Source organism: Streptomyces sp. NPDC021080 (assembly GCF_044333225.1).
Taxonomy (GTDB): Bacteria; Actinomycetota; Actinomycetes; order Streptomycetales; family Streptomycetaceae; genus Streptomyces.
Genome location: NZ_JBIRQM010000005.1, coordinates 596,431 through 607,942 on the forward strand (window position 1 = coordinate 596,431; position 11,512 = coordinate 607,942).

Sequence of the window (11,512 nt, forward strand, 5' to 3'; positions counted from 1 at the left end):
TGGACGTCGCTCGGGGCCGTTGAAAGCATCGGGCGGATGGCCGATGACAATGGAAAACGTGCCTCGATCGCGTGCGATGCCGCGCTGTTCCTGGTGATCGGCTCCGTGCATCTCGCTGACGAGTCACCGCCGGGCAGCCTGCCCGCCGGAGATGCTCGACCACGTGCGGCGCACGACCCACGCGGAACGCCTGCCCATGGGCGTCGGCCCGCGTGACGTCGACCGGCCGATCGACACCCCCTCCGGAGGCGGGCGCCGGCGCGTGGTGATCGCCCGCGCCGTCCATGCCGGCGCCGAGGTCCTCGTGCTCGACGAGCCCACCGCCGTCCCCGGGGTGGAACCGTCCGGTGCGGTCTTCGAAATATGTGGCCGCCGCACCGGCCGCCGGACCGGGTGTTGTATTTATCACCCATAATCCGCATCACGCCTCTTTGGTGCGTGATCGTTTCGTTCCGCTGCGGCGCGGCACCCTGCCGGGCAGCCGCACCCGGGACCGGGTCACACCGGACGGGCCGACGCGCCGGACGGCGGGCGGAAGCGAGCCGGACGACCTGCGGCACGAGCCGGAGAACCGTGCCGGACGAGGAGCGCGAGCCGTGACCCGGACGGCCGGGCGGGCCGGCCGGGGCAGGCCGCGGAGGGCCCACACGTCACATGCGTCACCACGCTTCCACGGTGCGGCTCCGGTGCGGCGTAGGGCAGAATCGGCGCGATGAGCACCTACCGCGACCTCGCGCTGCCCCGAGCGCTCGGCTCCGCCCGCGCGGGGGGCACCCCCATCGGCTCCGCGCGGGCCACCGTCCTGCGGACCGTGGGCACACGCGAGCGCCGTTCCCACCTGACGGCACCCCGCGTCCCCACCGTCGGCATCGACATCGGTGGCACGAAGGTGATGGCGGGCGTGGTGGACGCCGACGGCAACATCCTGGAGAAGGTCCGCGCCGAGACGCCGGACAAGTCCAAGAGCCCCAAGGTCGTCGAGGACACCATCGTCGAGCTGGTGCTGGACCTCTCCGACCGGCACGACGTGCACGCCGTCGGCATCGGGGCGGCCGGCTGGGTGGACGCCGAGCGCAACCGCATCCTGTTCGCCCCCCACCTGTCCTGGCGCAACGAGCCGCTGCGCGACCGCCTCGCCGGGCGGCTCGCCGTGCCCGTCCTGGTCGACAACGACGCCAACGCCGCCGCCTGGGCCGAGTGGCGCTTCGGCGCGGGGCGCGGCGAGGACCACCTCGTGATGATCACGCTCGGTACCGGCATCGGGGGCGCGATCCTGGAGGACGGCCAGGTCAAGCGCGGCAAGTTCGGGGTCGCCGGAGAGTTCGGCCACATGCAGGTCGTGCCCGGCGGGCACCGCTGCCCGTGCGGCAACCGCGGCTGCTGGGAGCAGTACAGCTCCGGCAACGCGCTGGTCCGCGAGGCCCGCGAACTCGCCGCGGCCGACTCCCCGGTGGCCTTCGGGATCATCGAGCACGTCAAGGGCAACGTCGGTGACATCACCGGCCCGATGATCACCGAGCTGGCCCGCGAGGGCGACGCCATGTGCGTCGAACTCCTGCAGGACATCGGCCAGTGGCTCGGCGTCGGCATCGCCAACCTGGCCGCCGCGCTGGACCCCTCCTGCTTCGTCATCGGCGGCGGGGTGAGCGCGGCCGACGACCTGCTGATCGGTCCCGCCCGCGACGCCTTCCGCCGGCACCTCACGGGCCGCGGCTACCGCCCCGAGGCGCGGATCGCCCGCGCCCAGCTCGGCCCCGAGGCCGGCATGGTCGGCGCCGCCGACCTCGCGCGTCTCGTCGCCCGCCGCTTCCGGCGCGCCAAGCGCCGCCGCGTGGAGCGCTACGAACGGTACGAGCGCTACGCCGAGACCCGCCGTACGACACAGCAGGAGTCGCGGTGACCGCCTCGCTCCCTCGTCAGGCGATGTCCCCCGACGAGCCCCAGCGCCCGCCGGAGGACCCGCGCCACAGGTTCCGCCGCCGCGCCCTGACCCTGCTGATCATCGTGCTGCTCATCGGTGTACCGGCCGGCTACCTGGTGATCTCCGCCGACCAGAGCCGCAACAGCGGCAAGGACAAGGAGGCCAAGTACTCGGCGACCGGCCTCACCGCGGGCTGGCCCTCGCGCGTCCAGCGCCGCCTCTACCAGGTGGCCATGCCCGCCGATTCGACCGATGTCGCGTACTACGAGACGAACAACTGGAAGACCAGCCGGCTGTACGTCCAGTTCGGCACCACCCGGGCGGGCCTCGACTGGTTCCTCAAGACCGTGGGCACCAGCCGCGCCGCCCTGAAGAAGGACCACATCACCATCAACGACCGCAACCAGAAGGTCGTCGGCTGGGAGTTCACGGGCCCCGGCCCCTGGTGGGGGCTCGTCCACAAACAGAAGGACCCGGCACCCACCCAGGACATCGTGGTGAACGGTCCCGAGTCCGACCACCCCATGGTGTACCTGGTCTCGCGCACGGTCCCGTAGCCGGGCCGAGCCGAGTCGGGCCGGGCCCGTGGCCGCTCGCGGCGGCCGTGGGAGCCGATTGTCAGACCCCGCCCGTAGAGTCGAAGACAACTGATTCGACCGACGGGCGGGAGGCGACCGGGCGTATGCGGGACGGCGTGGACGTGGTGACGGCATGGGTGCCTTCCGCGGGTGTGCCCTCGGTCCCGGCGCGCTCCGCGTCCACGGGGGATCCCCGGACGCGGGAGCCCGCGCAGCCGCTTTCCGGCCGGCCGCCGTCCGCGCGGCTCGCCGCCGTCTTCCTGCCCGCCCCGGTGCCCCGCGAGGGACGCGTCGCGTTCTGGGACCCACGGGGCGAATCCGTGCCCGCCGAGGACGACGGGGACACCCCGAGGCCGGGGGAGCACCCCGACAAGGTGACAGCTCCCGTACCCGGCACGGGAGCGGACGCCCGGGAGCACACAGAGCTGACGGTCGTACGACCGCACGGCTCGGGAGTGCGCAGGAGCACCGTCCCCGCCCGGATCCTCTCCCTGGGGGAAGCCCTGCCCCTGCTGGCCGGAGCCCGGCGGGACCCCGCGGCCCATCCCGCCACCGCCTGCTGGGGAGCGGCGGCGCTGCACGCGCTGCGCCTCGTCGCCCGCGGACGCCTGCTGCCGGGGATCACCCCCGACGGCTTCGACGCCTGGCGCGCGGGCCCCCTGGACCCGGACGACATCGCGCACCTGAGGTCGGTCGCCGAAGCCCTTCCGTACGAGGGACACGCCGTCCCCCTGCCCGGCAAGGGACCGATCCGGCTGCCCGAGCCCGAGGCGCTGATGCGGTCCTTCCTGGACGCGGTCGCCGACACCCTGCCGCGCACCCCCGCAGCTCCCCACACCTGCGGCAAACCCTTCGCGGCCCGCGAGCCGCAGCGGCTGACCGGAGCCCAGGACTGGGCCGCGGAGGTCGCCGCCGGCATGGACGCGGGCGTACGGATCTCGCTGCGTCTGGACCTGTCCGCCCACCAGCTCTTCGACGACGGCGAGGGGGCACGGCGTGCGGGTGCCGCCGTCGTCCAGGTGCACAGCCTCGCCGACCCCACGCTCGTCGTCGACGCGGCCGCCCTGTGGGCGGGGGACGCCGACACGGTGTTCGGACCCCGTGCCCGCGTCGACGCGGCCCTCGCCGTCCGTCGTGCCGCCCGGGTCTGGCCGCCCCTCGACCGGCTGTCCGAACAGGACGTGCCGGACGTGCTCGCCCTCTCCGAGGAGGAACTCTCCGATCTGCTCGGGGTCGTCGCGACCCGGCTCGGCGCGGCCGGTGTCGCCGTGCACTGGCCCCGGGACCTGGCGCACGACCTGAGCGCCGCCGCGGTGGTCCGGCCCGCACCCGGATCGGCGACCGACGGGACCGGATTCTTCGAGAGCGAGGAACTCCTCCAGTTCCGCTGGCAGTTGGCCCTTGGCGGAGATCCGCTCAGCGAGGCCGAGATGGACGCCCTGGCCGAGGCCCACCGGCCGGTCGTCCGGCTGCGCGACCAGTGGGTCCTGGTCGACCCCGCCCTCGTCCGCAAGGCCCGCAAGCGCGAACTGGGCCTGCTCGACCCGGTGGACGCCCTGTCCGTCGCGCTCACCGGAACCGCCGAGGTCGACGGCGAGACCGTCGAGGCGGTGCCGGTCGGTGCCCTCGCCGTGCTGCGCGACCGCCTCACGGCCGGTGTGACACCCGTCGAGCCCCCGTCCGGCCTGGACGCCCGGCTGCGGGACTACCAACTCCGCGGTCTCGCCTGGCTGGACCTCATGACCTCCCTGGGCCTCGGCGGCTGCCTCGCCGACGACATGGGTCTCGGCAAGACCGTCACGCTCATCGCGCTCCACCTGAAGCGGGCCCGCAGCGAACCGACCCTGGTGGTCTGTCCCGCCTCGCTCCTCGGCAACTGGCAGCGGGAGATCACCCGTTTCGCACCCGGCGTTCCCGTGCGCCGGTTCCACGGCCCCGACCGCACCCTCGACGGCCTCGACGGCGGATTCGTCCTCACCACCTACGGCACGATGCGGTCGGCCGCCGCCCACCTCGCCGACCAGGGCTGGGGCATGGTCGTCGCGGACGAGGCACAACATGTCAAGAACCCGTACTCGGCGACGGCGAAGGCCCTGCGGACGATCCCGGCCCCCGCGCGTGTCGCACTCACCGGCACCCCCGTGGAGAACAACCTCTCGGAACTGTGGGCACTGCTGGACTGGACGACCCCGGGACTGCTCGGCCCCCTGAAGTCCTTCCGCGCCCGGCACGCGCGCGCCGTGGAGAACGGGGAGGACGAGGAGGCCGTGGCCCGCCTGGCCCGGCTCGTCCGCCCGTTCCTGCTCCGCCGCAAGAAGTCCGACCCCGGCATCGTCCCCGAGCTCCCGCCGAAGACGGAGACGGACCACCCCGTCCCGCTCACCCGCGAACAGGCCTCGCTGTACGAGGCGGTGGTCCGCGAGTCCATGCTGGCCATCGAGACGGCCGACGGCATCGCCCGCCGTGGACTGGTCCTGAAACTGCTGACCTCCCTCAAACAGATCTGCAACCACCCGGCCCTGTTCCTGAAGGAGGAAGCGCGGGCCGCCGCGCTCGGGACATCCGCGCGCTCGGGCAAACTGGCGCTGCTCGACGAGCTGTTGGACACGCTGCTAGCCGAGGACGGCTCGGCACTCGTCTTCACGCAGTACGTGGGCATGGCCCGCCTGATCACTGAGCATCTGACCGCCCGCGCCGTCCCGGTCGAGCTCCTGCACGGCGGTACACCGGTCGCCGACCGCGAACACATGGTGGACCGCTTCCAGAGCGGGGCGACCCCTGTCCTGGTGCTGTCGCTCAAGGCGGCCGGGACCGGCCTGAACCTCACCCGCGCGGGCCATGTCGTCCACTTCGACCGCTGGTGGAACCCCGCGGTCGAGGAGCAGGCCACCGACCGCGCCTACCGCATCGGCCAGACCCAGCCCGTCCAGGTGCACCGGCTCATCACCGAAGGCACGGTCGAGGACCGGATCGCCGAGATGCTCGAAGCGAAGCGGGCCCTCGCCGACGCGATCCTCGGTTCCGGCGAGGCGTCCCTGACGGAGCTGACCGACCGCGAACTGTCGGACCTCGTCTCGCTCCGGAGGCCGGCATGAGCGTGCCCGAGGGAGAGGAGCCCGGCGTGCCCGAGGCAGGAACCGGCGGCGCACCGGCCGAGGGCGCGGATCCGCGCCCTCCGGTGACCGGTGACCGACCCGCCGACGAGGCCCGCCGGGCCCTGCGCGCCGCCCGGAGGGCCGCGACGGCGACGGCAGACGATCACTCGGGTGCGGGTACTGGTGCGGGTGGGCGGCCTGAAGCGGGGGAGGAAGGAACACCCGGTTCTTCCGGCGCCGAGGGGCCGGGAGGCGCGCGTCCTGGTGACATCGTCCGCGAGGCGTTGCGTCCCGCCGGGACCGCGGCGGCCGCAGGAGCGTCGCCGGGTCCGGCCCGGGTGGCGGAGCCGGCCCCGGCCGGTCGTTCCGGTGCGGAGGCCGGGGGCGGCGCGCGTCCTGGTGACGTCGCCCGTGAGGCGCTGCGCGCCGCGCGGCGGCTTCGGTCCGAAGAGGCGGACGGCAGCGGCGAGCGGTCGACGGAGGCCGAGGACGAGGGGGCCGGCCCGAGGCGCCACTCCGCCAGGACGTTCCCGTCCGGAGCCCGAGGACGACGGAGTTCTCCGCACCCCGTGACCACGGATCCGGCGTCTCAGCAGCGCCGGCTCCGCAATCTGCTCGCGGACGCCTTCAAGCTGCCCCCCGAGGTGGCCGCCGCCACCGGGCAGCCGGCGCGTCCCGCCGCCGACGGTGACACCCGCGAGGCGACTCGCGACCGGAACCACGACCGACTCGCAGGCTTCGAACACCCGCAACACGCGGAATATCCCGAGCACGCCGAATCCCCCCGGCACGGGGAACACCCCCGGCACGGGGAACACCGTCAACCCGCAGAACAGCCCCAACACACGGAACAGTCCCAAGACGCCGAACACCCCGCGCACCCCGTGCCCGGGTGGGAGGCGTCGGCGGCGGCCACGGAGCCCTTCACGGTCGGCTCCCTCGTCCCGGGGCTCTTCACCTCCGAACCCCTCGCGGAGTCTCCAGAGGACCCGGCGTCCTTCGGGTCCCCGGCGTCCACCGGCGAACGGACCACTCCCGTCCCCGCCGAGCGGCTCCCTCGCTCCATGGCGTCCCCGGGCCGCGACGGCGCGTTGCGCCGTACGTTCCCCGCCTTCCCCGCACGGGTCCGGGAGGAGGGCCCGTTCGCGGAGACATGGTGGGGCAACGCGTGGATCACGGCGCTGGAGGAAGGGGCGCTGGACGCGGCACGGCTGGCGCGCGGACGGACGTACGCCGGGCACGGACACGTCGACGCCGTCACCGTCACACCGGGCCTGGTGCTCGCCTATGTGCACGGGAGCCGGCCGAGACCGTACCGCGTCCAGATCAGGGTGCGGACGCTGACCGACGGCGACTGGGACCGTTTCCTCGACGCCGCCGCCGAGCGGCCCGGGCACATCGCGGCGCTGCTCGACAAGGAGATGCCGAAGTCGCTCGCGGACTGCGGTGTCGAACTGCTTCCCGGCCCCGGCGAACTCGAACCGCACTGCAGCTGCCCCGACTTCGGGCACCCCTGCAAGCACGCGGCCGCGCTCTGCTACCAGACCGCGCGGCTGCTGGACCAGGACCCCTTCGTCCTGTTCCTGCTGCGCGGCCGTGGTGAGCGGGAACTGCTCGACGAACTCTCCCGGCGCAACGCCACCCGCGCGGCCCGCGCCGCCCAGGAGCGGGAACCGGCCCAGCCGGCCGGCGTACGTGCCCGTGACGCGCTCGCCCGGGGTGCGCTGCCGCCCCTTCCCGCCCCGCTGCCGCCGCCCGCGCATCCCGAGCAGCCGCCGGCCTACCCGGGCGTACCGGGCGGCCCGGACGCGTTCGCGCTGGACCAGCTGGCCACGGACGCGGCGGCCCGCGCGCACGCACTGCTGACGTCGGGCCGCGATCCGGTCGCGGAACTGACGCTGTGGCAGGACGCGGTGCGCGTCGCCGCGGCCCGCCCGGGATCGGGGCTCACCGCCGCCACCCGCGCCCTCTATTCCTCGCTCGCCTCCGCGACCGGCCGTACCCCGGCCGATCTGGCACGGGCGGTCGCCGCCTGGCGGCAGGGCGGATTCGAGGCGCTCGGCGTGCTCGAAGATCCCTGGGACCCCCCTGCGGGCCGGTTCGACCGGGCCCGGCCGCTGCTGATGGCCGCCGATTTCCCGGCCTTCCGCCCCTGGCGCAACCACCTCACCCACCCGCGCGGCCACGCCCAGCTCCGCCTCGGCCGCAACGGCCTGTGGTACGCCTACGAGTCCGAGCCGGGCCATGACGACTGGTGGCCCCGCGGCACCCCGGACCTCGACCCGGTCGGCGCCCTGACCGGCCTCGGCGCACCGGGCGAGCTCTGACACCTGCCGCCACCGCGCGGCGTCCGGTTCGACGGCCGAGGTCCTGGACGGTCCACAGGACGACCGCACCCGGCGGCTCGTCGCCGTCCTGCCCGTCCCCGGTCCGGTCGGCCAGGCCCGCCGACGGGACCTGATCACCGACGTCCACGGCGACCGGGTACCGTTCGCCCTCACAGTGCTGTCGACGCCCTCGGCGAAGGAGCGGCAAGGACATGACCGACAGGCGCCGCGCCCGCCGATGGGCCGACGTGCTCGCCCGGTGGACCCCCGGTCTGCTGGCGGTCGGCTGCCTGTTGTCGGGATGTCTGCTGCCCGAGCCCTCCGTCCACGGGAAGGAGCCGGAGGGGACGCCGGACAGGAACGGCCGGCCACCGGCCGGCCACCCGGAGTGTCCCGCGGCGCACATCCCGCCGACGGACGTGGAACGGGAGCTGTGGTCCGCTCTGGGTGTGGACGTTCGACGAACAAATACGTGAAGCCGGGGTGGAAGACCCTCACGGCGCCACCCCATAGGGGGACGGCCCGTACGGGATTCAGGCCCGATCACGTGAGAATTCGTGTGATGTGAGACCGTGCAGGGCGTGAGTGAGACACCGACGAATACTCTGCAATACCGCCTTGACGGTCCGGAAGACGCTCCGGTCCTCATACTCGGACCCTCGCTCGGCACCACCTGGCACATGTGGGACAGGCAGATTCCGGAGCTCTCGAAGAGCTGGCGGATCTTCCGTTTCGACCTCCCGGGACACGGCGGAGCCCCCGCGTATCCGGCCGGATCGGTGACCGAGCTCGCCGAGCGGCTGCTGACCACCCTCGACCGGCTGGGCATCCAGCGTTTCGGCTACGCGGGCTGCGCGTTCGGCGGGGCCCTCGGGCTCGAACTGGCGCTGCGCCGTCCGGAGCGCGTCGCCTCCCTCGCGCTGATCGCCGCCTCGCCCCGTTTCGGTACGGCCGACGAGTTCCGGCAGCGTGGGGTGGTCGTGAGGTCGAACGGCCTCGACCCGATCGCCCGTACCTCGCCGGAGCGCTGGTTCACGAGCGGCTTCGCGGCGGCCCAGCCCGCGATCACCGAGTGGGCCGTACAGATGGTGCGCACCACCGACCCGGGCTGCTACATCGCGGCCTGCGAGGCGCTCGCCGCCTTCGACGTGCGGGGCGACCTGGGTCTGGTGGGGGTGCCGACGCTCGTCCTGGCCGGCTCCGACGACCAGGTCACCGGGCCCGCGGAGGCGCGCACGCTGGTCGCCGGGATACCGGACGCCCGTCTCGCGGTCGTCCCCGGTGCCTCGCACCTGGTTCCCGTGGAGCAGCCCGCCGCCGTCACGGATCTGCTGGTGCGGCACTTCTCCGGCGCATGGCTGCCGGCCTTCGACTCGTCCACCGGCCAGATGGCGGTCCAGGCCCCGCAGGCCTACCCCGTGCAGGCCGCCCCGCCGCCGGTCGCGCCGTTCGCGGAGATCGGCCCGGCCCCCATGGAGCCCGAGCTCTCGGAGCGGCAGGATCCCTACGAGATCGGGATCAAGGTGCGCCGCGAGGTGCTGGGGGACGCGCACGTCGACGGGGCGCTGTCCGCGGCGGACGAGTTCTCGGGGGACTTCCAGGAGTTCATCACCCGGTACGCGTGGGGCGAGATCTGGGACCGGCCCGGACTGGACCGGCGTTCGCGCAGTTGTGTGACGCTGACCGCCCTGGTCGCGGGCGGCCATCTCGACGAGCTCGCCGTCCACACCCGTGCCGCCCTGCGCAACGGTCTCACCCCGGTGGAGATCAAGGAGGTGCTGCTCCAGACGGCCGTCTACTGCGGTGTGCCGGCGGCGAACAGCGCTTTCCGGGTGGCGCAGAAGATCATCCGTGAGGAGACGACCCCACAGGAGTAATGAGCGGACGACCCCGCAGGAGTGAGGGGACGGGCTCGTCCGGCGGACTCGTCCACAGGCAGCGCCCTGCGGGCGGGTACCGGGGCAGGATGGACCCATGAAGCTCACGAAGAAGTCGCACGCCTGCGTCCGTCTGGAGAAGGACGGGCGGACGCTCGTCATCGATCCCGGGGGTTTCAGCGAGGAGGACGCCGCCCTGGGCGCGGACGTCCTCCTCGTCACGCACGAGCACCCCGACCACTTCGACGAGGAGCGGCTCCGTGCGGCCATGGAGGCCAACCCGGCGGCCGAGATCTGGACCTTGCGGTCGGTGGCGGAGAAGGTCTCCGCCGCCTTCCCCGGCCGGGTGCACACCGTCGGTCACGGTGACACCTTCACGGCCGCCGGTTTCGACGTCCAGGTGCACGGCGAACTGCACGCGGTGATCCATCCGGACATCCCGCGCATCACCAACGTCGGCTATCTCGTCGACGGCGGCCGCGTCTTCCACCCCGGGGACGCCCTCACCGTCCCCGACCGGCCGGTCGAGACGCTGATGCTCCCGGTGATGGCCCCGTGGAACAAGATCTCCGAGGTCATCGAGTACGTACGCGAGGTCCGGCCGCAACGTGCGTACGACATCCACGACGCCCTGCTCACGGACCTCGCCCGGCCGATCTACGACCGCCAGATCGGTGCCCTCGGCGGTTCCGAGCACCTGCGGCTGACACCGGGAGCGTCGGCGGAGGTCTGAGCCGGCCGCCCGGGATCCCCCGATGGCTCCCGGGCCGGTCCGGTGGCGCGGGACGGCACGGGGTGTCCGGGGCGGGCCCGCTGTCGTACCCGCCCGGTAGGTTGTGAGGCATGCGTATCGCCACCTGGAACGTGAACTCGGTCACCGCCCGTCTCCCGAGGCTGCTGGCCTGGCTGGAGAGCAGCGGCACGGACGTGCTGTGCCTCCAGGAGGCCAAGGTCGCCGCGGAGCAGTTCCCGTCCGAACAGCTGCGGGAGCTGGGCTACGAGGCCGCCGTGAACGCCACGGGACGGTGGAACGGCGTGGCGGTGATCTCCCGGGTGGGCCTGGAGGACGTCGTCAAGGGCCTTCCCGGCGGCCCCGAGTACGAGGGCGTGGAGGAGCCCCGGGCCGTCTCCGCGACCTGCGGTCCGGTCCGCGTCTGGTCGGTGTACGTGCCGAACGGCCGCGAGGTGGACCACGCCCACTACGCGTACAAGCTGCAGTGGTTCGAGGCCCTGAGAGCGGCGGTGGCGGGTGACGTGGCGGGCAGCCGTCCGTTCGCGGTGCTGGGCGACTACAACGTGGCGCCCACGGACGACGACGTCTACGACGTGGCCGCGTTCGAGGGGCTGACCCATGTGACCCCGGCCGAGCGCGCCGCGCTGGCGGCACTGCGCGAGGAGGGCCTGACGGACGTGGTCCCGCGCCCCCTCAAGTACGACCACCCGTACACCTACTGGGACTACCGCCAGCTGTGCTTCCCGAAGAACCGCGGCATGCGCATCGATCTCGTCTACGGCAACGAGGCGTTCTCGACGGGGGTCAAGGACGCGTACGTCGACCGCGAGGAGCGCAAGGGCAAGGGCGCATCGGACCACGCACCGGTCGTGGTGGACCTGGACGTCTAGTGCTGTGACCGCGAAGGTTCACCGGGGTGGGGTGTATCGATGGCTCCCAGCGGCAGTACAGTCGGCGCGCTGAAGGAGCAGAGGAGCCCCG

8 protein-coding genes and 1 pseudogene are annotated in these 11,512 nt (G+C 73.3%); all 9 read left to right on the plus strand.

Features of this window, described 5'->3' with window-relative positions; genetic code table 11:
• Nucleotides 1-154: 154 nt before the first annotated feature.
• Nucleotides 155-716, plus strand: a pseudogene (locus ACH4S8_RS15755) (ATP-binding cassette domain-containing protein); the annotation flags it as partial.
• On the plus strand, nucleotides 713-1,900 hold the full coding sequence (locus ACH4S8_RS15760) for an ROK family glucokinase (protein WP_398394076.1): 1,188 nt from the start codon (nucleotides 713-715) through the stop codon (nucleotides 1,898-1,900). The pseudogene ACH4S8_RS15755 and the gene ACH4S8_RS15760, both read left to right, overlap by 4 nt.
• Complete coding sequence (locus ACH4S8_RS15765) at nucleotides 1,897-2,478, plus strand: sugar kinase (protein WP_398394078.1); 582 nt, start codon at nucleotides 1,897-1,899, stop codon at nucleotides 2,476-2,478. Before ACH4S8_RS15760 ends, ACH4S8_RS15765 begins: the two co-directional genes overlap by 4 nt.
• 125 nt (nucleotides 2,479-2,603) lie before the next feature.
• Nucleotides 2,604-5,594: an SNF2-related protein gene (locus ACH4S8_RS15770; protein WP_398394080.1), complete on the plus strand. Its 2,991-nt coding sequence runs from the start codon at nucleotides 2,604-2,606 to the stop codon at nucleotides 5,592-5,594.
• Nucleotides 5,591-7,921 (plus strand): SWIM zinc finger family protein, encoded by a 2,331-nt coding sequence (locus tag ACH4S8_RS15775; protein ID WP_398394082.1) that lies wholly within the window; start codon nucleotides 5,591-5,593, stop codon nucleotides 7,919-7,921. Before ACH4S8_RS15770 ends, ACH4S8_RS15775 begins: the two co-directional genes overlap by 4 nt.
• A 212-nt stretch (nucleotides 7,922-8,133) precedes the next feature.
• Nucleotides 8,134-8,397, plus strand: a complete 264-nt coding sequence (locus tag ACH4S8_RS15780; protein WP_398394084.1) for a DUF6059 family protein — start codon at nucleotides 8,134-8,136, stop codon at nucleotides 8,395-8,397.
• 105 nt (nucleotides 8,398-8,502) lie between these two features.
• Nucleotides 8,503-9,798 carry an alpha/beta fold hydrolase gene (locus tag ACH4S8_RS15785; protein WP_398394086.1) on the plus strand — a complete coding sequence of 432 codons (1,296 nt, stop codon included), beginning with the start codon at nucleotides 8,503-8,505 and terminating at the stop codon, nucleotides 9,796-9,798.
• A 97-nt stretch (nucleotides 9,799-9,895) separates the two neighbouring features.
• Nucleotides 9,896-10,531 (plus strand): MBL fold metallo-hydrolase, encoded by a 636-nt coding sequence (locus ACH4S8_RS15790; protein WP_398394088.1) that lies wholly within the window; start codon nucleotides 9,896-9,898, stop codon nucleotides 10,529-10,531.
• Nucleotides 10,532-10,641: 110 nt separating this feature from the next.
• Nucleotides 10,642-11,421, plus strand: a complete 780-nt coding sequence (locus ACH4S8_RS15795; RefSeq protein WP_398394090.1) for an exodeoxyribonuclease III — start codon at nucleotides 10,642-10,644, stop codon at nucleotides 11,419-11,421.
• The last annotated feature ends 91 nt before the right edge of the window (nucleotides 11,422-11,512 follow it).